The following is a 20,578-nucleotide window of genomic DNA, read 5'->3' on the forward strand; positions in this document are numbered from 1 at the left end:
GATGAAGCTGTCCGCCCTCGCCCATTCCCGCACCGGGGACAAGGGCAACACCTCGAACATCTCCGTCATCGCGTACGACCCGGCGGACTACCCGCGCCTCGCCGCGCACGTCACGGCCGAGCGGGTGCGGGCGCACTTCGCCGGCATCGTGACGGGCGCCGTGACCCGCTACGAGCTGCCGGCCCTCGGCGCCCTCAACTTCGTGCTCGGGGGCGCCCTCGGGGGCGGGGTGACCCGCTCGCTCGCCCTCGACGCCCACGGCAAAGGCCTGAGCTCGGCGCTCCTCGACCTCGAGATCCCGGACGATCCCGTCCTGCCCCAAGGAGACGCCCGGCCGCCCGCGCCGGGCGGACCGGCAACTTAAGCTTAAATTAGCGGCGATCGCCTAGACCCTCGACGAGAGGCTCACATCAGGGCGAGATCGACGATGGGTAATCATTCTGTCGCTGCGGCAGGCCGGCTCGCGCGCCTGTCGATCCGGGCGCGGATCCTCGGCGGCTTCGGGCTCATCCTGGCGATGGCGTCGGCCGTCGCCCTCGTCGGGTTCCTGCTGATGGCGCGGGTGACCTCCGGCTTCGCCGGCTACCAGGACACGCGCAACACGGTCGAGCACATCCGGACCATCGACCTCGCGATGATGAACGCGCGCTTCGAGATGAGCCGCTGGCTGCAGCGCTTCGAGCCGGCGGCCGCCAAGCGCGCCGGGGAACTCCTAGCCGAGGCGATCCGGACCGTCGACGCCGCGGCGCGCTTCGGCCTCTCCGACGCGCAGGCGATGGCCGCGGAGCGGATCAAGACCTCGCTCCGGGTCTACGAGGCGGAGTGGCGCCAGCTGCACCGGGTGCAGCTCGCCGACGCCGCCCTGCGCGCGGGCGAGATCGACCCGTCCGGCGCGCAGATCGCGCAGATCCTGCGCCAGCTGCGGTCCCGGGCGCTCGAGGCCGGGGACCGCGACCGGATCGGCCTCCTGAGCGACATCGCCGATGCGTTCCAGGCGGCCCACACGGTGGCGTTGCAGCTCAGGGCCGAGACCGATGCCGGCACCATCGAGGCGGCCGGGCGGGCCGCGAGCGCCGTCCAGGCGAAGCTGCGCGCCGACCCGGCCCTGGCGGGCGCCCGCGAGAGGGACGGTCCGACCCTCGGGGCGCGCCTCGACGCCTGGCGGGCCTCGTTCCAGCAGGTGAGCGAGCTCTCGCAGGAGTGGCGCCGGCACCTCACCGCCTCCCGCCTCTCCCGCGACGCGGCGGCCGCCGCCTCGTCCGACCTGATGGCGCTCGCGGCGCGCGACTCGGCGGAGAGCGAGAGCGCGTTCATCGACACGGTCGGGCGGAGCAACGCCACCTTCCTGGGCGCCGCCGGCGCGATCTTCGCGATCGGCATCCTGATCAGCCTGCGGCTCGCGCACTCCATCACGGGTCCGCTGCTGCGGCTGTCCGGCACCATGACGGCCCTCGGCGGGGGCGAGCGGGCCGTGGCGATCCCGGCGCTCGAGCGCCGGGACGAGATCGGCGCCATGGCGCGCGCCGTCGCGGTCTTCCGGGACGGCCTCGTCGAGGCCGAGCGGCTGGCGGCCGAGCAGCGGAGCGAGACCGAGGCGAAGGTCCGCCGGGCCCTCCTGCTCGACTCCCTGACGTGCGGCTTCGAGCGCGACGTGGCGGTCCTCGCCGCCTCCCTGGCGGCGGCGGCGGGCGAGATGGAGGGGACGGCCCGCTCCATGACGGCCACCGCCGAGCAGGCCACGACCCTCTCGGCCGGGGTCGGGACGGCGGCGGGCCGCACCTCGGCCAACGTGCACTCGGTCGCGACTGCCACCGAGGAGCTGTCGCTCTCGATCGGCGAGATCGTCCAGCAGGTCGCGCACTCGACCCGCATCGCCGGGCGCGCCGACGACGAGGCGACCCGCGCCGAGGCGACCGTCCGGGCCCTGGCGGCGGGGGCGCAGACCATCGGCGACGTCGTGCAGCTCATCACCGGCATCGCGGCCCGCACCAACCTGCTCGCCCTCAACGCCACGATCGAGGCGGCCCGGGCCGGCGATGCCGGCCGCGGCTTCGCGGTGGTGGCCGCCGAGGTCAAGGACCTCGCCAACCAGACCGCCCGGGCGACCCAGGAGATCACCGGCCAGATCGCCGGCATCCAGGAGCGGACCGGCCACGCGGTGGGCGCCATCGAGGCGATCACCCGGACGATCAGGGACATGAACGCCATCGCGGCGGGCGTCGCCGCCGCCATGGAGCAGCAGGGCGCGGCGACGGGCGAGATCGCCCGCAACATCCAGCACGCGGCCCAGAGCACCCAGGTGGTCACCGGCCACGTCGAGGAGGTGCAGCAGGGGGCGGCCCAGACCGGGGCGGCGGCCTCCCGCGTGCTGCGGGCGGCGCAGGATCTCGCCCAGCACGCCGTGAACCTCGAGCGCGAGGTCGGCGGCTTCGTGGCCGACGTGAAGGCCGCCTGACCGGCGACGTCCCCGGGGGCGCCGACGCGAGGCCGCCCCGGCCGCGGTTGAACGGGTGCAGGCGGACGGCGTTGGAGGCCTTGACGGCCCGGGCCTGCCGGGCGCGATCCCTCCGAGGTCTCAAGCCATGCCTGCCGGACAAGCCCACGATCCGACCGAGCCCCGCCGCGCGCCGCGGCGGGAGGGCCTCTCGCCGACGGTGGCGCTCCTGTCGATCGGCGGCGTGCTGGTCCTGAGCGGCCTGATCAGCCGGCGCACCAGCCCCGATCCGAGCCATCCGCGCATCGCCCGCTGGTACCGGAGTCTCGAGAAGCCCGCCTACACGCCGCCGGACCCGGTCTTCGGCGGGGTCTGGCCGGTGCTGATGCTGCTGATCTCGGCGGGCGCCTACCGGCTGATGCGCGCGCCCCGCTCACCGGAGCGGGACCAGGCGGTGGCGCTCTGGGCCGCCACCATCGCGCTCGTCACGGCTTACAATACGATCCTGTTCGGCCGGCGCAGCCTGACCGGGGCGACCCTCGAGGGCGCGATGGTGGCGGCCGCGGGCGCCGCCTTCGTGGCGCGGGCCCGCGGCGTCGACCCGGCGGCGGCCGCCACCGGGGTCCCGCTGACCCTGTGGTCGGTGTTCGGCGACGTCCTCACCGCCGACATCGCGCGGCGCAACCCGGATCTCGACGGCCGCGACCCGGGCCGCGGCCCGGCGACCGGGGCCGCGCGGTGAACCGCCGGCCCGCCGACGTCCCGGAGGACGCCTCGCCGCAGGTGCCCTGGCTCAGCGTGGTCTTCGGGTTCGGCCCGATGCTGCCCCTCCTGGCGGGGGCGGCGGCCGCCTGGGCGCTGCCGGGCGAGCCGCGGGGCCTCGTCCTCACCCTCACGCTGCTCTGGGCCTGCGGCATCCTGATGTTCCTCGCCGGCGTGCGGCGGGGCCTGAGCTTCCGGACCCGGGGCGGGCCGACGCTCGTCCAGATGGCCACCATGCTGGGCCTCTACGGCACGGGCTTCTGCGCCCTCGTGGCGGTGGAGGCCGGCCGGCCGCTCGCCGGGACCGTGCTGCTCCTCGTCGGGTACGGCGCGCTCGTGTGCCTCGATCCCCTCGCGGCCGAGAGCGGGGAGGCCCCGCGCCACTTCGCGCGCCTGCGCCCGGCCCAGATCCCGCTGGCGCTCCTGAGCCTCGCCGCCCTGCTCGCCCTCGAGATCGCGCGGGCGCCGTGAGCGCGTCGATGCGCGGGCACCGTGAGCGCGTCGATGCGCGGGCGCCGCAATGGGCGCGGGAGCCTCAGTGCGATTGCGGCGGCGCGGCCTGGAGCCGCGGGATGGCGTCGGCGAAGCGCGTGATCGGGAGGTAGAGGCTGAAGCGCCGCTCCTTGTCCTCGACGTGGATGATCGCCTCCTTCCATTCCGGCTCGCGGCAGGCGCGGCGCTTCAGAAGAACCGCGATGTGCGCCGAGCAGCCGATGATCTCGTGCGGCTCGGCCAGCTCGATGCCGCGCTTATCCCTGATGAGACGGTTGCCGACCTGGAAGTGGAAGTAGTAGCAGGACATCCGGTGCTCCCGTGAGGATCGCGCCTCCGAGCGGTACCGGGTGCCGCGGGAGGTCGCCTTAACCCTGATCAAGGGGCGCCGGTCCTCGGGTGTACGTGACGTCACAGGCAAGCGGGCGCCGCCCGCCCGGGGTCGGTCCGCCGCGGGAGCGCGCCGCGCCGGCTCCCCCGCGCCGCTAGAGCATTGTCCCGCGAAGTGGACACCGGTTCGCCGCAGAACATGCGGCAGACTCAAAAACCTGGAGCAGCGGCCGATCGCAGGGTGATCGGATGCTGTTCTAGAGGTAGCCGGTGCCCGCCTCGGCGGCGAAGCGGTCGGGGGAGCCCTCCCAGACGATGCGGGCGTGCTCCAGCACGTAGACCCGGTCGGCGTGGGGCAGCGCGAAGGTCACGTTCTGCTCGCCGAGCAGGACGGTGATCGGGGTGGTCTGGCGCAGGCGCTCGAGGGCCTTCGAGAGCTGCTCCAGGATCACGGGCGCGAGGCCGAGCGTCGGCTCGTCGAGGATCAGCAGGCGCGGCTTCATCATCAGCGCCCGCGCGATGGTGAGCATCTGCTGCTCGCCGCCCGACAGGGTGCGGGCCATCTGGCCGCCGCGGCTCTTGAGGATCGGGAACAGCTCGAACAGCCACGCGAGCTGGCGGGCGCTCTCGGCCTTGGGCAGGTGCTGGCCGCCGAGGTCGAGGTTCTCGCGCACGCTCATCTCGCCGAACAGCTCGCGGGATTCCGGCACCTGCACGATGCCGCCCCGGGCGATCGAGGCCGGCGTGCGGCGGCTCAAGGGTTCGCCCGCGAAGGCGATGGACCCGCTATGGGCCACGAGGCCCGAGATGGCGTTGAACAGCGTCGTCTTGCCGGCGCCGTTGAGGCCCACGACCGAGACGAACTCGCCCTCGTGGACGTGGAGCCCGACGCCGCGCAGGGCCTGGGCCTTGCCGTAGAGCACGTCGAGGTTCTCGATCTTGAGGAGCGGCTCGCCCGAGAAGGCGCTCTGGGGCCGCGCCGCGGTCTCGATGCTGCCGCCGAGGTAGACCCGGCGCACGGTCTCGTTGCGCATCACCTCGGCGGCGGAACCCTCGGCCACGCGCTCACCGAGGTACATGGCGAATACCCGGTCGACCAGGGCGGCGACGCTCTTCACGTTGTGGTCGACGAGGAGCACGGCCTTGCCCTCGTCCCGGAACCCCCAGATCAGCTGCGAGAAGTCCGCGACCTCGCCGGAGGTCAGCCCCGCGAAGGGCTCGTCGACCAGCACCACCTTCGGGTCGCGGGCGATGGCCTTGGCGAGCTCCATCCGGCGCAGGTCGGCGAAGGGCAGGGTGGAGGGCCGCCGCTCCGTCACGGCGCCGAGCCCCACCCGCTCGGCGATGGCCCGGGCCCGCGTCTCGACGCCCGGATCGGCGAAGAGCCGCAAGAGGTTGTCGGGCAGGAGCGCGAGCTTGATGTTCTCCAGAACCGTCTGCCGGTGCAGGGGCCGGGAGTGCTGGAACACGATCCCGATGCCGGCCCGCGCCACCCGGTGCGAGGGCCAGCCGGCGATCTCGGTGCCGTCGAGCCGGACGCTGCCGGCGTTCGGCCGCTCCAGCCCCATGATGAGCTTCATCACGGTGGACTTGCCGGAGCCGTTCGGTCCGATCAGGCCGAGGATCTCGCCCGGCTTGACCGAGAAGCCGATGGACTTCACGGCGACGAGGCCGCCGTAGCGCTTGGCCAGGCCCTCGACCTCCAGAAGCGGGCGGGCCGGGGATGCAAGGGGCGTCTGCGACGGCATCTGCAGGACGGCCGCGGTCATGAACGCACCTCGGACTGGACGGGGCGGGGAGGGCGGCGGCTCACGCGCGCTGCCCCTGGCGGGTGAGGATGCCGAGGAGGCCCGCCGGCACGAACAGGATCACCGCGAGGGCCGCGGCCGAGACCACGAAGGTCGACAGGGCCCCGAGGGGACGCAGGAGCTCGCCGGCGGCGATCAGGAACACCGCGCCCAGAACGCCGCCCACGATGGTGCGCCGGCCGCCGAGCACCGCCCCGATGATGACCTGCACGCCGACCGAGACGTCGACGAGCGTGCCGACCGACGCCGTGCCCATGTAGAACACGAGGAGCGCCCCCGCGAGGCCGGAGAAGAAGGCGCTGACGCAGAAGGCCGCGAGCTTGTGCTTGGCGACGTTGAAGCCGAGCGCCCCGGCCTCGACCGGGTCCTGGCCGCTCGCCTGGAGGATCAGCCCGACGGGCGAGACCGCGATGGCGTACAGGATCAGGCCGCTCACCGCCATGAAGCCGAGGGCGATCCAGTAGTTGGTGGCCGCGTCGATGCTGATCACGTCCGGGACGGTGAGGCCGATCTCGCCGCCGGTGGTCTCGGCGAAGACCACGATCAGGTTCTGGAGGATCAGCACCGCCACCACCGTGGTGAGGCCGAAATAGGGGCCGCGCACCCGCAGCGCCGGCAGGGCGAGGACGAGGCCGCCGATCACCGCCGCCGCGGCGCCGGCCGCCAGGCAGAGCGGGATCGAGACGCCGTGCCCGTTGAGGATGCCGGCCGTGTAGGCCCCGAGCCCGATCAGGAAGGTCGGCCCGAAATTGACCTCGCCGGCGAAGCCGAACAGCAGGTCCCAGGCCATCGAGAAGACGCCGAAATAGTACGCGACCGTGAGCAGGCCCAGGATGTAGCCGGAGACCCAGAGCGGCAGCACGGAGGCGAGCGCCAGGCCGACCAGCGTCAGCCAGAACAGCGGGTTGGTGACGATCTTGCGGAGCATCGAGCCCTCGGGACAATGGGTTCTCGACCCTGCGGCCGCCCGCGGGCGGCCCGGGTCCGACGGGCCTGCGCCGCCGCCGTCAGCGGCGGCCGAGCAGGCCCTGCGGGCGGACGTACATCACCGCCACGAGCAGCAGGAGCGCCGGGATCGTGCGGTAGGCCGGCGAGATCAGGTAGGCCGTGAGGGTCTCGAGGTAGCCGACCACGTAGGCGGCGATGAGGGAGCCCGAGACGCTGCCGAGCCCGCCCAGCACCACGATCGAGAAGGCGCTCGCCGTGAGGGGGCCGACGCTGTAGCTCGACACGCCGAGGAACTGGCCGAGCAGCACGCCCGCGATGCCGGCGAGCACGCCGTAGATGGCCCAGATCGCCACGTAGATGTTCGACAGCTCGAAGCCGAGCAGCGTGACGCCGCGGGGGTTCATCGAGGCGGCGAGCACCACCTTGCCGGTGCGGGTGCGGTTCACGAGCAGCCACAGGAGCCCGATCGTGCCCCAGCAGATCACCGCGGTGAAGATCTGGTTCCAGGGCGTGCGCACGCCCGCGATGACGACGACGCCCTCGACGATCGGCATCACGGTCTTGGCGTTGCTGGTGAACAGGTAGGCGATGAACTCCTGGATCATGATGCCCCAGAGCAGCGTGCCCGTGAGGATGAAGATCTCCTTCTCCTCGGGCGGGATGGCCCGGGAGCGGTCGATGGGCTTCACGACCACGAAGTAGGTGGCGAGCGTCAGCACCGTGCCGACCGCGACCCCGACGGCGGCCCCCCCGTAGGAGCCGAGGCCGAGCTCGCTCGAGGCCGCCCAGGCCACCACGGCGGCCGTGACCATCAGGGCGCCGTGGGAGAGGTTGAGCACGCCCGACACGCCGAAGATCAGGGTGAAGCCGGTGGCGCCGAGGGCGTAGAGCGCCGAGATCGCGAAACCGTCGATGAGAATCTGGATGGCCGTCATGGTGACCCGCGCGACTGGGGGGCGCGGAGGAAACGCGGTTCCTCCGCCGGATCCCCGGGGCGCCGCGGCCCCGGGCGAACCTCGGAAGCCTCGCTCAGTTCGCGGGCGTGCCGGCCTTGACGAAGCTCGGGAACGCGATCTTGCCGTTGGCCAGGTTGGGCGGCCAGATCGCGAGCTGCTTGCCGTCGAGCCACTGCATCATCATGCCCGACACGAGGCCCGGGCCGTACTTGATCGAGTGCGTGAACTCGTCGTCCCGGCCGTAGAACTGGATGCGCCCGAGGGTGCCCTCCCAGTCGGTCGCCTCGAGCGCCTCCACGAGCTTGTCGGGATCGGTCGAGCCCGCCCGCCTCACTGCGTCGGCGATGTAGTAGACCTCGTCGTAGGCCGTGTAGCCGGCGTAGCTCGGGTAGTTGCCGAAGCGCGCCTTGAAGGCCTCGGCGAAGGGCGCGGTCTTCGGCGTCACGTTGGTGCCGGGTGCCGCGAACATCTCGAACAGCACGCCCTCGGTCGAGCCGTTCGTCTCCTTCCAGAAGGTGGCGTTGGTGGCCTGCGAGGCGATGCCGATCATCGGGATCGGCACCTGCTGGCTGCGCCACTGCACGGTCGGCTGCACGCCGACGTGCGAGATGCCCGTGACGATCACGTCGGGCTTGGCGCCCTCGATGCGGCTGAAGATCGGGTTGAAGTCCGTGGTGCTGGGCGAGAACCGGATGTGGTCGAGCACCTTGAGGCCGGCCTGGGGCAGGCACTCCTTGTAGCCCTCGTCCAGGGGCTTCGTCCACGCCGCGTCCTCGCTCATGATGACGGCGGTCTTCATCTGCCGCCCCTCGGCCAGGATCGCCTTGGCGGCGTCACAGACCGCCTGGGACTGCGCCTTCGAGGTGAGGTAGCCGTGGAAGGAGTACTTGTTGCGGGCGTAGTCCTTGCGCACGTTGAGCGGGATCTCGTTCGAGGCCGCGCCGGGCGTGATGAAGGGCAGCTTGAGGCGGGCCGACCAGGGCTGGAGGGCGAGCACGACCTCGCTGATGTAGCTCGCGATGACGGCGTGCGCCTTGTCCTCGCTCGCGGCGCGCTGGAAGGCGCGGACGGAATCCGCGGCCGAGCTCTTGTTGTCGTAGGGGATGATCTCGATCCTGCGCCCGTCCATGCCGCCCTTGGCGTTGATCTCGTCGGCGGCGAGCTGGGCGGCCTGCGGGATCGAGGCCCCGGCCAGCGCCTGCGCCTCCGCGATCACCGCGATGCGGATCGGGTCCGCCGCCTGGACTGACGAGGCCAAAGCATTGGCGGCCAGGAGAATGGTCGATCCAAGCAGAGCCTTGATCAATCGACGCTTCGCGACCGGTGCGGACACCATCATGACGGTTCCTCTTCGCTGCCGCTGTTAGGTTAATGGCGTCGCGGCTCGGGCGGGAGTTTAGCGTCGATTTCGCCGATCACAAGCGCTCGATCGACCGATTGGTCGGTCGAGCGTGGACGAACCGCCGAGCTATCGCGTGCGCGCATGGCTCGCGCCCGGGTGCGTCGAGGTCCGGCGCGGCACGCGTCGCTCCGCGGCGTGCCGGCCCTGACGACGCCCGGGCCAGTCGTCGTGCCGTTGGCGCCCTCGGCGGGCCGGATCGCGCGCTGCCTGCCGTCGCGCCACGGCATCATCATGCCCGAGACGAGGCCCGGCCCGCCCGTGACCGGGTGCGTGAACGCGTCGTCACGGCTGGCGCAGCGGATGCGCCCGAAGGTGCCCTCCCGGGCGGTCGTCTCGGGCGCGGGCCGGGACCGCGGCCCCGCGGCCCGGCTCACTCGCAGACGCGCACGCGGCGGAGGTAGGTGTTGCCGTAGGCATCGACGACGGGGCGACGGGCGACGTAGCAGGTCGGCGCGTAGGCGGCCGCCGCCGCGATCGCCCCGAGGGCGAGGCCGCCCGCCACCGCGGCCGCGGCGTAGCCCGGGTTCCAGGCGCGGTAGCCGTGGCAGGGATGGAACTTGCAGGAGCCGAGGGGGCCCGCGGAGGCCCCGGTCGAGGCCGCGAGGCCTCCGCCGAGGAGCGCCGCGGACAGGGCGAGCGCGGCGCCGGTCCGCCGGGGGAACGTGGCCATCGAGGTCTCCATTGCGGTGAGGATGGATGGGTTCGGTCGATCGCCCTCGGCTGATCGTGCGGGCGACGGTTCAAAGATTGCGGGTGACCGGACGGCACGTCCGTGCGGCCGGGCACGTCGCCGCCGACGCGCCGGGCGCCCGGCGTGCTCTTGGCAGGCCGCGGCGGCGCTCCCATCTCGGGCGGGCCGGGACGACCCGGCCGGCGGGCCGCGCGGGGCGGCCGCCGCGGCGCGATTGCCCGCCGGGACGGCCCCCCGCGGCGGCAGGGTTCCGGAATGGCCTGGTTCTTCCTCTTCGTCGCCGGCCTCCTGGAGATCGGCTGGGCCATCGGCCTGAAGTACACGCACGGGTTCTCGCGCCTGCTGCCGTCGCTGCTCACGGGCGCCAGCATGGTGGCGAGCGTGGCCCTGCTCGGCCTCGCCCTCCGGACGCTGCCGGTCGGGACCGGCTACGCGGTTTGGACCGGGATCGGCACGGTCGGGACGGCACTCCTCGGCATCGCGCTGTTCGGCGAGCCCGCCACCGCGCTGCGCCTCGGCTGCATCGGGCTGATCGTGGCCGGCATCCTGGGCCTCAAGCTCGCGGGGTGACGGCGGGCCCCGATCAGTTCGTGCGGGCTCACGCCGGCAGGGTCGGGGCCGCTCCCGGGTCGACGGGCACGATCGTGCGGGCCTTGGCGTAGGCGCCGAGAACGCTGCGGAAGTGCTGCCTGACCTTGTCGTGGCACTCGCAGGCGGCCTGCTCGGCCCGGGGCCGGTCGAGGATGATGACCTGGCCGCGGCGCACCGCGATCAGCCCGCGGCGCTGCAGGCTCCCGAGCACCCCCGTGAGGTAGGTCCGCCGGACGCCCAGCATCTCCGCCAGGGTCTCGTGGGTCACCGGCAGCGTGGCGCTGCCGAGGCGGTCCTGGAAGGTGAGGAGCCAGCGCAGGCAGCGCTCCTCGATCGGGTGGACGGCGTTGCAGGCCACGGCCTGGAGCACCTGCGCGAGCAGGCAGTCGGCGTAGCGCACGAACAGGTCGCGCAGGGTGGGGGAGGCGAGCTTCGCCCGGGTCAGGCGCTCGGCGTCCATGCGCAGGACCGGGCCGGCGACCTGCACCACCGCCTCGCTGAAGGCCGGCAGGTAGCCCTGGCTCACCACCCCGCCGATCGCCCCCTCGCGGCCGACGGTGGCGGTCTCGATCATGCGGCCGTCGCGCATCGGCGTGACCAGGGTGGCGATGGTCTGGAACACCGGGAAGGTGACGTGGGAAACGTCGTCGCCGACGTGGAAGAGGATGTCGCCGCGGGCCCGCTGCCCCCGCTCCAGGTATGGCGCCAGCAGGGCCCGGTCCGGCGCGTCGAGCGCCTCGAGGAGCAGATTTCCCTCGAACAGGCCTGCCTCGCCGGGCTGTGGCTCACGGGGCGCACTCACGCAGACATCTCCAGGCTCGGCGGCTGAGGGCGAAGCCCATCGAGGCGTCTCAGAACCGCATCGGAAAACGCGTCAGTATCAAAGGCCTAGAACAGTCCGGCGCCCGCCAGGTCATTCTCCGCTGTAGCGGGCCCGTCATGTCCTGTCTGTCCGGAAGTCGACCCTGACCGGAAAATCCCCCCGCGTGCCGGGCCGGCCGGTGCCCGGGCCGCACGCGGATGAGCCCGGCCGGCGCGCCGGGCGGTCGCCTCGGGCGCTGTCCCGCCGCCGCGGACGCCGTGCCGGGAGCCGCCACGCCCGCCGTCGCGGCGCTCGACCAGCCGCAGTGGAACCCGCTGCTCCGGCCCGGCCGCGCCTCGACCATCCGGCGGGCCCCGCACCCAGAATTCCGGCGCGCGTCGCGTCCTGCACCCGGCCGACGCGGCAACCGGCAAGGGCTGCCAAGGGTGATCCGGGCTCGCCACGCACGCGAACCGGCGGCCCAAGGCCCGGCGCTCTCCCGCGCCCGTGCCGGGCCGACCGGGATCCGCCTCCGGCGAGCGGGCGCGGGGCGCGCGCGCGAGCGCGACCCGTGCGCCGCGACGGCCCCGGCCGCGCGGCCCGGGCCTCAGCCCTCGAGCGCGACCGACCCCGCGTGGCCGAGCGCCGAGCGCGTGAGGCGGTCGGCCCCGAGTTCGTTCGTGGAGTAGCCGAGGAGTTCGGCGAGCTTGTCCCTCGCCCGGCAGACCCGGCTCTTCACGGTGCCGACCTTGCACTGCATCAGCGCGGCGGCGTCCTCGTAGGAGAGGTCGCCCACCGCGACCAGCATCAGGGCCTCGCGCTGCTCGGCCACGAGCTTGTTGAGCGCCGTCTGGAGGTCCTGCACGTCGAGGCGGTCGCCCTGGTTGGGCGCCGTGGTCAGGCGGGACGAGTAGACGCCCTCGCCGTCCTCCACCTCCCGCGAGCGCTTGCGGTGCTCGGAGTAGAAGGCGTTGCGCATGATCGTGAACAGCCAGGCGTTCAGGTTGGTGCCCGCCTCGAATCGGCCGCGGCTCTGCCAGGCCTTCAGCATCGTGTCCTGCACGAGGTCGTCGGCCCGGGCCGGATTGGCCGTCAGGGTGAGGGCGAAGCGGCGCAGCGACGAGGCTGCGGCGAGGAGCTCGTCGCGGAAGCTGTCCGCCTTCGAGGCGCCGCGCGCCGCGAGCGCCGCGTCGAGGCGCTCGATGAGCCGGGCGAAGGAGGACGGGGCCTCGATCTCGCCGAGGGCCTCGTAGGCGGCACGCAACTGGTTGCCGAGGTGCTCCTGCACTTCGTGGGGCAGTGCGGGGGCGGCCCGCGACGGGCCGGGCTGGGAGGTCTGGGTCATCGGTCGATCGGCTGGCGCGAGGTCGCGCCAAGCTAGACCATAAGTTCCCCGCAGGCGAGGGCGAACGCGCCGGCCGGCGCCTCGATGCCGGCCGCGACATCACTTTTTTTCCCAAGTCCGGCGTCGCGGCCCGCGCCGGCCACGCGCGGGCGCCCGTCCATGCCCGGCGCCTTCCCCCGCCTCAGCGGCGTCCCTTCGCGAGCCAGCCGACCACGAAGGCGAGCCCCGCCACCACGAGCAGCGTCTCGGTGCGGTGCGTCTCGGCCCGGTGCAGGACCTGCCGGCCCCGCGCGCGCGCGCCGTCGTAGGCCTGGCGCCCGTGGGCGCCGATCTCGCCGGCGAGGACGGTGCCGTCCCGCGACAGTTCCTCGGCCGCGCGGCGGCCTCGCCCGTAGGCGTACTGGGCGCCCCCGACGACCTGGTTGAAGGCCCCTTCGGCCTGGGGCCGCACGCGCCCCGCGACGGCGCCGAGCGCCGTCTGTCCCCGGCCCCTGAGGTGGCGCAGGCCGCCCTCGATCTGATCCCTGTTCATCGCTCACCTGTCGCCGCGTGGCTGAGACGAAGAGGGCCGGTCACGCGCGCGCCACGGCGCAGCGCCGGCCCGTTCCCGGATCCGATGGCCGGCCGCGCGGGGCCGGCCATCGCGGCTCGCACGCCGCGTCCGTCCCGGTCGGAACGAACGCGGCTGCGCCTCGTCTGACGATGGATCAGAGCTTGCTCTTCACCGTGTCGGCAGCGTTCTTGATGCCGTCCTTGGCATCGCCGACCGTCTTCTGGGCTTCGCCCTTCAGTTCCTGCGCCTTGCCCTCGGCCTTCAACTTGTCGTCGCCGGTGACGTTGCCGATGCCCTGCTTGACGTTGCCGGCGGCCTCGTTGGCCAGGCCCTTGATCTTGTCGGTGGTGCTGCTCATGGGACCTCTCCTCGATCGGCAGCGTTCACGCTGCTGAGGTCCATCGAACCGCCCAGGCGCGGCATTGTTCCGTTGCGGCACGGACGAGCCCTCTCGCGCGCCGTCGCGCCGCGGGCTGGACCGGGCGCCCGGAACCCTGTACGCCGCGCCCCCTCCCGCACCGCGTCGCCGCGAGCCCCGAGGCTCGCGGCCGGGCACGGTGCCGCGCTTTCCCCGAGCCTTCTGGCGGATCACGGCATGGCGGCCTGCGGCCTCGATTTCGGCACCTCGAACACCACCCTCGGGCTCCTGCGGGAGACGGGGCCCGGCCTGGCGCGGCTCGAGGGCCCGGCGGTCACGATCCCGAGCGCGATCTTCTTCCCGCCGGGCGGGGAGGCGGCGATCGGGCGGGCCGCCATCGGCGAGTACGTCGAGGGCGTGCCGGGCCGGCTGATGCGCAGCCTCAAGTCCGTGCTCGGCTCGGCCCTGATCGACGAGACGACGCCCGTGGGGCGCCAGAGGCTGCCGTTCCGGACCGTGATCGCCCGCTATCTCGGCGCCGTGAAGGCGCGGGCCGAGGCGGAGGCGGGAGCGGCGCTGACGCGGGTGGTGCACGGCCGGCCGGTGCACTTCGTCGACGGCGACCCGGAGGGCGACCGGCGGGCGCAGGCCGCGCTCGCCGGCATCGCCCGGGAGATCGGGTTCCGCGAGATCTCGTTCCAGTACGAGCCGATCGCCGCCGCCCTCGACTACGAGAGCGGGCTCGCCGGCGAGGAGGTGGCGCTGATCGCCGACATCGGGGGCGGCACCTCGGACTTCTCGGTCGTGCGCCTGAGCCCGGCGCGGCACGCCCGCACCGAGCGCGCGGGCGACATCCTGGCCAACGACGGCGTGCGGGTCGGCGGCACGGACGTCGATCGCGTCCTGAGCCTCGGCCGGGTGATGCCGCTCCTCGGCCTCGGCAGCCCGATGCGGCGCCCGGGCCTCGACGTGCCCTCGGCCTACTTCCACGACCTCGCCACCTGGTCCCAGATCAACCGGCTCTACGACGGCCGGACCCTGCGGGAGGTGCGGGCCCTGCGCCGCGAGGCGGCGCGGCCGGACCTCCTCGACCGGCTCGCCGCCGTGATCGAGGCCGAGCGGGGCCACACGCTGGCGATGGAGGTGGAGGACGCCAAGATCGCCCTGTCGGAGGCCGAGCGGACCGCGCTGCCCCTCGGCTGGATCGAGGCCGGCCTGGCGGCCGCGATGGACCGGGACGACCTCGCGCGCCACACCGCCGATCTCGCCCGGCGCATCGCGGCCTGCATCGGCGCCTGCCTGCGCGCGGCCGGCCTGCCGCCGGGCGCCATCGACGCCGTGTTCCTCACCGGCGGCTCGACCCGCCTCGCCCCGGTGCGCAGCGCCATCCTGCGCGCGGCGCCGGACGCCCGCGTGGTCGAGGGCGACACGTTCGGCTCGGTGGGGATGGGGCTGACGATCGAGGCCGCACGGCGCTACGGGTGAGCCGCGTGACGGCACCTGCGTACTTGTCGTGAGACACTCTGGAAACTCGTGCCTGGCGCACAATCTCCTTGAGTCAACGCAGACAAGAACCTATCAACCGCCAACGATCGTCGGCAAACTCGCACGTCGGGTGCCACTCGAAAGTGAACGCGCGTCCGTTTCAGCCGGGAAAATCATTCGTCCTGCGCGTGGGCATTGGGTTTTAAGTTGGATGCCATACACTCAAATGTGAGCCAGAGCGTCGAGCCATGAGCGAGAGCAGTGAGGACAATCAGAAGAACGATTCGGCAGCGCTGACGCTGGGCGTTTCCACAATCCTTGGGCGAGAATTTCTATTCTCTACATTTATTGAAAATGGTTATGCTCGGGAGGAGGCCGATGCAGCGATCGACTCGCTTCTCCTGGACGCTCGACGCTTGAACGTGACTGACGAGGCCGTCGAGAGCCTCGTCCCGCACCTCGACGCTGCGCTCTCTCGCTGGGCCGACCTCGACGCGGACAACAAGGAGGCGCTACGACGCGCGCTCGGGATCGTGGAGCGTGGCAGATCGCTCCACGGCGGCGTAAGCGTCGCGTCCACGGCGCTCCTCGTCGGCGCGATCGCGATCCTTCTCGGTGTCGCCAAGCTCGAAGGACGCTACGACTTGAAGACCGGCGACGGGTACATCGGGTTCACTCCGGGTATCCCGGACGGTGTCACAGATATCGTCAAGGTCGTGGCCGACGGCATTACGCTCAAGCTGCGGGATGGGCCGCCGGGCAGAGGCCGCACGGGAGGACCGTCTCGACTGCCGCCGCCGGCGTCAGGACCAGCCGAGGGCGCCCCGCAATCCCGGATCGGGCGGACCACCGGAAGAAGCCTACCCTCCGAGCGGTCTTCCCTGCTGGAGGGTCTCTCGTCCGAGAGGCCCGGAGGCGCTTTGCGGAAGGGCGATGCAGCCGAGGTGGCTCATCGCGTCGTGAGCCGATTCATCGACCGTACGGACCTCTCCGACTTCTCCGGGCTCCCGCCCGAGGACCTCTTCATCAAGTCCCGCGACCTGCTACCACAGGCGCGCGGATCGAGGGGGCCGGCGCCGGGTACGGCCTATTCCTGGATCCACGAACGACCCTTCACGGTCGGCGCCGGCATCTTCCCGGTCAGAGACGGAGGATTTGGTGTCGCGATCCGGATCCAGTCCCGGCGCTACCTACGGGACAAGATCTTGGATGCGATCAAGGCTGAGTACCTGCGATCGATCGGGCCGTTCGTCTCGGTATGCTGGATCAGTCCTGTCACGCTGCTGAACGGCGGCATCCCGGACCGATGGTCCCATTGGCGCGGTCCGACCGAGCAATTGGGTATCGGCTCGCCGATCAACGTCGCGGGCGGCTGCATCGGCTCGGTCGGATTGTTTCTCCAGCGCGATCGCACGTATTTCGCCGTGACCGCGGGCCACTCCCTCGAAGACGGCGGTGCGGGTAGGCCGGGTGAGCACGTTTATTGCCTACCGCAGAACCACCCACCCCGGGCGACGGCCCACATCGGACACGTGAACCATGTCTCGCTGCCTCCGCGCGTGCAGTTCAATGCCGGCCCACTCACGCCCGAGAGCACGGCACCGGATTTCGGGCTAGTGGCACTCGAACCGGGCTCCGTCCCCAAGCCGGCGATACGCAGGCAGATCGGACGTCGGGGCTTCGCGGACAGGATCCATCCTTGGAATCCCGTGGTGGACAATGGCCTGCGCGTCGTCAAGGCTGCGGCGAGTTCTGGAGAACTCTATGGTAGGGTGACGGCCACCAACGCGATCGTCGAGGCGATCGACGACGTCCGCGGCGGTGCGGCATGGATCACCGTAGCCGTCGAGGTGGAGTTCGAAGGGCGTGGCAGGATGCTTGCTCCGGGTGACAGCGGAGCCCTCGTCTGCATCGAGGATAGAGGAACCCTCAAGCCGTACGGACTCTGCGTCGTCGGTGCGAGTCGCAGCAAGATCACGCCTGGCCGCGAGTCCCAGAGCGTGGGCTACATCATCCCGTTATCGACGATTCTGAGCGCGCTGCCGGGCATGGAGCTGGGGTGAAATGGCTACCTTCCACGAAGTGGATGCCGTCAAGGAACAGGCTTGGCAGGCCGTCCAGTCGCAGTTGCGCATGCGGCCCAGCGTCATCGGCGTCACGCGCTGCGGGGCCGGGTTCGGCCTCAAGGTCGTCCTGCCTCGGCCACCGGACGCGATCCCGCCTGCATCGTTGCTCGGTGTTCCCGTCGTCTACGATATCGAGGAGCGGCGGCCCGTCCTGCTCGGTGCCGCTCCGGCCTGGCTCAAGAAGCTCGATCGTCCGTGAGAGACCCCGAGCGGGGTGGTTCGTCGCCGGGTGCCGGCATCGCTGAATGCTCGAGCGGGATCCGCCCGGAGCGCTTGACTGCGATCCGATGACCCGGGCGCACCTCGCCCGCCCCCGATCCCCTCAATGCGCGGGCTCCCGCTCCGGCGACGCCCCGGCCGGGATCGGGTCCGGGGTCCCGCCGGCGTTCTCCTCCCGCACCCGGCGGCGCTGGAACAGCCGCATCGCCACGACGAAGAACACCGGCACGAGCAGCACCGCGAGCACGGTCGCCGAGATCATGCCGCCCATGACGCCGGTGCCGATCGCCCGCTGGCTCTTCGAGGCCGCGCCCGTCGCGATGGCGAGGGGCACCACGCCGAAGATGAAGGCGAGGGAGGTCATCACGATGGGGCGGAAGCGCAGGCGCGAGGCCTCGACCGTGGCGGTGACGAGGCGGGTGCCCGGCCGCCACAATTCCCGGGCGAACTCGATGATCAGGATCGCGTTCTTGGCCGAGAGGCCGATGATCGTGATCAGGCCGATCTTGAAGTAGACGTCGTTGGGGAGCTCCCGCAGCATCACGCCGGCGACCGAGCCGACGACGCCGAGCGGGATGACCAGCATCACCGCGAGGGGGATCGACCAGCTCTCGTAGAGCGCCGCCAGGCACAGGAACACGATCAGGACCGAGAGGGCGAGGAGGAGCGTCGCCTGCGAGCCGGCCTGCTTCTCCTGGAGCGACTGCCCGGTCCAGGCGTGGCCGAAGCCCTTCGGGAGCTGGGTCATCAGCCGCTCCATCTCGGCGATCGCGTCGCCCGACGTGAAGCCGGCGGCGGGCTCGCCGGTGAAGCGCACCGACTGGTAGCCGTTGAAGCCGATGATCTGCGCCGGGCCGACGCTCCACTTGAGGTCGGCGAAGGAGGACATCGGCACCATCGTGCCCTGCTGGTTCTTGACGCCGTAATTCAGGAGGTCGGTGGCGTTCAGGCGCTGGGCGTCCTGGGCCTGGACGATCACCCGCTGCATCTTGCCCCGGTTGGGGAAGTCGTTGGTGTAGACCGAGCCGAGGTTGACCTGGATGGTCTCGTTGATGTCCTCGAAGCTGACGCCGAGGGCGGCGGCCTTCTCGCGGTCGATCACCAGCTCCGCCTGCGGGGCGGGCGGCAGGCCCTCGACGTAGACGTTCTTCAGGACCGGGCTCTTCTTGGCGAGGGAGAGGAGCTGGTCCTGCGCCGCCATCAGGGCGGCGTAGCCGCGCTGGGCCCGGTCCTGGAGGCGGAAGCTGAAGCCCGAGGCGTTGCCGAGGTTGTCGATCGGCGGCGGCTCGAGGGCCTGGATCACCGCGTCCTTGTAGCTGCCGAGGGCCTTGTTGGTGCCGGCGACCAGCGCCGCGGCGGAGCTCGACGCGTCGCGCTCCGACCAGTCCTTCAGGGTCACGAAGGCCTGCGAGGTCATCTGGCCCTGGCCGGAGAACGAGAAGCCGTTGACGATCGTCACGGTGGCGACGCCCGGCTGGGCCATCAGGTACTCCTCGGTCTTCTTCACCGCCGCCAGCGTGCGGTTGAAGGACGATCCCGGCGGGGTCTGGATGTCGACCGTGAAGAAGCCCTGGTCCTCGACGGGCAGGAAGCCCTCCGGCAGGCGCGCGAAGGCGTAGGCCACGCCGACGACGAGGATCAGGAAGATCATCATCATCCGCCCGGACTTCGCCACGAGCCAGCGCACGCCGCGGCCGTACCGGGAGGTCTCGCGGTCGACGAAGCGGTTGAACCCGCCGAAGACCCCGCCCTTGGCGTGGCCGTGCCCCTTCTGGACCGGCTTCAGGAGCGTGGCGCACAGGGCGGGCGTGAGGGAGAGCGCCAGGAAGGCCGAGAACGCGATGGAGGTCACCATCGCGATCGAGAACTGCCGGTAGATGATGCCGACGGAGCCGGGGAAGAACGCCATCGGGATGAACACCGCGACGAGCACGAGCGTGATGCCGATGATCGCCCCGGTGATCTGGCTCATGGCCTTGCGGGTGGCCTCCTTTGGCGAGAGGCCCTCCTCGTTCATGATCCGCTCGACGTTCTCCACCACCACGATGGCGTCGTCGACCAGGATGCCGATGGCCAGCACCATGCCGAACATGGTGAGCACGTTCACCGAGAAGCCGGCGAGCAGCATGACGGTGCAGGTGCCGAGGAGCGCGATCGGCACCACGATGGTCGGGATCAGGGTGTAGCGGATGTTCTGCAGGAACAGGAACATCACCACGAACACCAGCGCCACGGCCTCGGCCAGGGTGTGCAGCACCTTCTCGATCGAGGCCTCGACCGCCGGGGTGATGTCGTAGGGAATGTCCCACCTCACGGTGTCGGGGAAGAACTGCGACAGCTCCTCCATCTTCGCCCGGATGGCCTTGGCGGTCTGAAGGGCGTTGCCGTCGGGGGCGAGGGTGACCGAGATGCCGGCGGCCTCGCCGCCGTTGAGGCGGGTGGTGAACTTGTAGTCCTCGCCGCCGAGCTCGATGCGGGCGACGTCGCGCAGGCGCACGGTCGAGCCGTCGGGGTTGGCCCGCAGCACGACGGCCCCGAACTCGTCGGGCGCCCGCATCTGGCCCTTGACCAGGATCGGGAAGTTGACCGCGTGGGCGGCCGGGCTCGGCTGCGCGCCGACGGCGCCCGAGGCGATCTGGACGTTCTGGCGCTGGATCGCCTTCGTCACGTCGGAGGCGTTGAGGGCGAGGCCCCGGAGCTTGTCGGGGTCGATCCAGACCCGCAGCGAGCGCTCCGTCGAGTACAGGGTGGCGCGCCCGACGCCCGGGATGCGGCGGATCTCGTTGATGACGTTGCGGATCAGGAAGTCGCCGAGGGCGACCTCGTCCATCGACCCGTCCTTGGAGACGAGGGTGATGATCTGGAGCGTCGCCGCGGAGGCCTCCTCCACCAGGATGCCCTGCTGGCGCACCTCGGCCGGCAGCCGCGCCTCGACGCGCTTGAGGCGGTTCTGCACCTCGACGGAGGCGTAGCCCGGGTCGGTGCCGGGCTGGAAGGTGGCGGTGATCTCGACGACGCCGAAGGAATCGCTCGCCGATTCGAAGCTCAGGATGTTGGCCGCGCCGTTGAGCTCGTCCTCGATGAGGCGCGTCGTGCCGGTGTAGAGGTCCTCCACGGAGGCGCCCGGATAGGCGGTCGAGAGCGCGATCGAGGGCGGCGCGATGATCGGGTACTGCGCCACCGGCAGCATCGGGATCGTCAGGGCGCCGCCCAGGCAGATGAAGAGGGCGAGGACCCAGGCGAAGACCGGCCGGTCGATGAAGAAGCTGGCCACGG

19 protein-coding genes are annotated in these 20,578 nt (G+C 71.8%); 8 read left to right on the plus strand and 11 right to left on the minus strand.

The features are described from left to right. Position 1 precedes the first annotated feature (1 nt). From DT057_RS15650 to DT057_RS15665, 4 genes are all read left to right on the plus strand, one after another. Complete coding sequence (locus DT057_RS15650) at positions 2–364, plus strand: AtuA-related protein (RefSeq protein WP_128563034.1); 363 nt, start codon at positions 2–4, stop codon at positions 362–364. Between the two features lie 63 nt (positions 365–427). Further along, complete coding sequence (locus DT057_RS15655) at positions 428–2,455, plus strand: methyl-accepting chemotaxis protein (RefSeq protein WP_128563035.1); 2,028 nt, start codon at positions 428–430, stop codon at positions 2,453–2,455. 127 nt (positions 2,456–2,582) lie between these two features. Continuing rightward, positions 2,583–3,176, plus strand: a complete 594-nt coding sequence (locus DT057_RS15660) for a TspO/MBR family protein (protein ID WP_128563036.1) — start codon at positions 2,583–2,585, stop codon at positions 3,174–3,176. Beyond that, a complete protein-coding gene (locus DT057_RS15665; protein ID WP_238313337.1) occupies positions 3,173–3,667 on the plus strand; it encodes a DUF3429 family protein in 495 nt (164 codons plus the stop codon). The genes DT057_RS15660 and DT057_RS15665 overlap by 4 nt, the downstream gene beginning before the upstream one ends. A gap of 64 nt (positions 3,668–3,731) precedes the next feature. On the opposite strand, the gene DT057_RS15670 is transcribed toward DT057_RS15665, so the two are convergent. The 6 genes from DT057_RS15670 to DT057_RS15695 all read right to left on the minus strand — a co-directional run bounded on the left by DT057_RS15670 (position 3,732) and on the right by DT057_RS15695 (position 9,802). After that, positions 3,732–3,998 carry a DUF6894 family protein gene (locus DT057_RS15670; protein WP_128563037.1) on the minus strand — a complete coding sequence of 89 codons (267 nt, stop codon included), beginning with the start codon at positions 3,996–3,998 and terminating at the stop codon, positions 3,732–3,734. A gap of 277 nt (positions 3,999–4,275) precedes the next feature. Next, positions 4,276–5,787 carry an ATP-binding cassette domain-containing protein gene (locus tag DT057_RS15675; RefSeq protein WP_128563038.1) on the minus strand — a complete coding sequence of 504 codons (1,512 nt, stop codon included), beginning with the start codon at positions 5,785–5,787 and terminating at the stop codon, positions 4,276–4,278. Between the two features lie 40 nt (positions 5,788–5,827). Further along, entirely contained in the window at positions 5,828–6,754 is a 927-nt protein-coding gene (locus tag DT057_RS15680; protein WP_128563039.1) for a branched-chain amino acid ABC transporter permease, read from the minus strand. Positions 6,755–6,833: 79 nt separating this feature from the next. Continuing rightward, the gene (locus DT057_RS15685; protein ID WP_128563040.1) at positions 6,834–7,709 is read right to left on the minus strand and encodes a branched-chain amino acid ABC transporter permease; all 876 of its coding nucleotides are present in this window, start codon (positions 7,707–7,709) and stop codon (positions 6,834–6,836) included. A gap of 94 nt (positions 7,710–7,803) precedes the next feature. Then, entirely contained in the window at positions 7,804–9,069 is a 1,266-nt protein-coding gene (locus DT057_RS15690) for an ABC transporter substrate-binding protein (protein ID WP_128563041.1), read from the minus strand. Between the two features lie 433 nt (positions 9,070–9,502). After that, positions 9,503–9,802: a hypothetical protein gene (locus DT057_RS15695; protein ID WP_128563042.1), complete on the minus strand. Its 300-nt coding sequence runs from the start codon at positions 9,800–9,802 to the stop codon at positions 9,503–9,505. 276 nt (positions 9,803–10,078) lie between these two features. Here DT057_RS15695 and sugE point away from each other — a divergent pair, with 276 nt between their 5' ends. Beyond that, entirely contained in the window at positions 10,079–10,393 is a 315-nt protein-coding gene (sugE, locus tag DT057_RS15700) for a quaternary ammonium compound efflux SMR transporter SugE (RefSeq protein WP_128563043.1), read from the plus strand. A gap of 28 nt (positions 10,394–10,421) precedes the next feature. On the opposite strand, the gene DT057_RS15705 is transcribed toward sugE, so the two are convergent. From DT057_RS15705 to DT057_RS15720, 4 genes are all read right to left on the minus strand, one after another. After that, positions 10,422–11,216, minus strand: a complete 795-nt coding sequence (locus DT057_RS15705) for a Crp/Fnr family transcriptional regulator (protein WP_238313339.1) — start codon at positions 11,214–11,216, stop codon at positions 10,422–10,424. A gap of 607 nt (positions 11,217–11,823) precedes the next feature. Next, positions 11,824–12,561: a sigma-70 family RNA polymerase sigma factor gene (locus DT057_RS15710; RefSeq protein WP_128563044.1), complete on the minus strand. Its 738-nt coding sequence runs from the start codon at positions 12,559–12,561 to the stop codon at positions 11,824–11,826. Between the two features lie 181 nt (positions 12,562–12,742). Next, positions 12,743–13,093 (minus strand): CsbD family protein, encoded by a 351-nt coding sequence (locus DT057_RS15715; protein WP_128563045.1) that lies wholly within the window; start codon positions 13,091–13,093, stop codon positions 12,743–12,745. A gap of 175 nt (positions 13,094–13,268) precedes the next feature. Next, entirely contained in the window at positions 13,269–13,472 is a 204-nt protein-coding gene (locus tag DT057_RS15720; RefSeq protein ID WP_128563046.1) for a CsbD family protein, read from the minus strand. Between the two features lie 237 nt (positions 13,473–13,709). Here DT057_RS15720 and DT057_RS15725 point away from each other — a divergent pair, with 237 nt between their 5' ends. From DT057_RS15725 to DT057_RS15735, 3 genes are all read left to right on the plus strand, one after another. Then, the gene (locus tag DT057_RS15725) at positions 13,710–14,957 is read left to right on the plus strand and encodes an Hsp70 family protein (protein ID WP_128563047.1); all 1,248 of its coding nucleotides are present in this window, start codon (positions 13,710–13,712) and stop codon (positions 14,955–14,957) included. Positions 14,958–15,205: 248 nt separating this feature from the next. Continuing rightward, the gene (locus DT057_RS15730; RefSeq protein WP_128563048.1) at positions 15,206–17,020 is read left to right on the plus strand and encodes a chymotrypsin family serine protease; all 1,815 of its coding nucleotides are present in this window, start codon (positions 15,206–15,208) and stop codon (positions 17,018–17,020) included. A 1-nt stretch (position 17,021) separates the two neighbouring features. Next, on the plus strand, positions 17,022–17,282 hold the full coding sequence (locus tag DT057_RS15735; protein WP_128563049.1) for a hypothetical protein: 261 nt from the start codon (positions 17,022–17,024) through the stop codon (positions 17,280–17,282). A gap of 123 nt (positions 17,283–17,405) precedes the next feature. On the opposite strand, the gene DT057_RS15740 is transcribed toward DT057_RS15735, so the two are convergent. After that, positions 17,406–20,576 (minus strand): multidrug efflux RND transporter permease subunit, encoded by a 3,171-nt coding sequence (locus DT057_RS15740; RefSeq protein WP_238313341.1) that lies wholly within the window; start codon positions 20,574–20,576, stop codon positions 17,406–17,408. Positions 20,577–20,578 lie beyond the last annotated feature (2 nt).

Source organism: Methylobacterium crusticola (assembly GCF_003574465.1).
GTDB lineage: Bacteria > Pseudomonadota > Alphaproteobacteria > Rhizobiales > Beijerinckiaceae > Methylobacterium > Methylobacterium crusticola.